Annotated in this window: 1 protein-coding gene; it reads left to right on the top strand. The window is 64.9% G+C overall.

Annotation, left to right across the window (positions count from 1 at the left end; genetic code table 11):
• Positions 1–43: 43 nt before the first annotated feature.
• Positions 44–868 carry an IS5 family transposase gene (locus tag ALA01S_RS31255; RefSeq protein WP_066343690.1) on the top strand — a complete coding sequence of 275 codons (825 nt, stop codon included), beginning with the start codon at positions 44–46 and terminating at the stop codon, positions 866–868.
• Positions 869–875 lie beyond the last annotated feature (7 nt).

Genomic DNA, 875 nt, shown 5'->3' with positions numbered 1-875 from the left:
AGAGCCTGTTAGGAACTGAGCTGGTTGACCCCATGTAGGGCAGATGACTGGATCTGCCCAAGCCAAGCGCAAGCCCTACCCGAGCGACGTCACCGATGAGGAATGGACGTTGGTGATGCCGTACCTGGCGCTCATGCCTGAGGACTGCGTGCAGCGACGCCACAGCTTGCGCGAGGTGTTCAACGGGCTGCGCTATATCGTCAAGGTCGGTGGGTCGTGGCGCATGATGGCCCACGACTTGCCGCCCTGGGCCATCGTGTACCAACAGACCCAGCGCTGGTTTGCTGCCGGTGTCTTCGAGGCCATGGTCCACGACCTGCGCTGCGTATTGCGCGTAGCCGCTGGGCGCCAAGCTGATCCTTCGGCAGCCATCTTTGACAGCCGCACGCTGCAATCCACGCCTGAGAGCGGGCCACGGGCGGGGTACGACGGGGCCAAGCGCAAGCGCGGCTCCAAAGTGCACGTGGCGGTGGACACGCTGGGGCATTTGCTGGCGCTCAAGGTCACGCCCGCTGACGAGCAAGACCGCGCACAAGTTGCCGACTTGGCGCGGCAGATCCAGCACGCCACTGGGGATTCGGTGGAGCTGGCCTTTGTGGATCAGGGCTACACGGGCGCACAAGCTGCACAGGCCGCTGCGGAGCACGGCATCACGCTCAGCGTCATCAAGCATCCCCAGGCCCGGCGCGGCTTCGTGCTGCTGCCGCGCCGTTGGGTCGTGGAGCGCAGCTTTGCATGGGCTGCGCGTTTCAGGCGCTTGGCACGTGATTACGAGCGGCTGCAGTCCACGCTGGCAGGCATGCACTTGGTGGCCTACTCGTGCCTGATGTTGCCTCATGCCGTTGACGCGCAAGAGCCGGGTGCCTAACAGGCTC

The organism is Azohydromonas lata NBRC 102462, from assembly GCF_001571085.1.
GTDB lineage: Bacteria > Pseudomonadota > Gammaproteobacteria > Burkholderiales > Burkholderiaceae_C > Azohydromonas > Azohydromonas lata.
The sequence above is the reverse complement of the archived record's forward strand: the minus strand, read 5'-3'. Positions and strand labels throughout refer to the sequence as shown.

Coding starts and splice junctions, on each gene's coding strand:
- ALA01S_RS31255 (WP_066343690.1), top strand. CDS start 44: ATGACTGGATCTGCCCAAGCCAAGCGCAAGCCCTACCCGAGCGACGTC.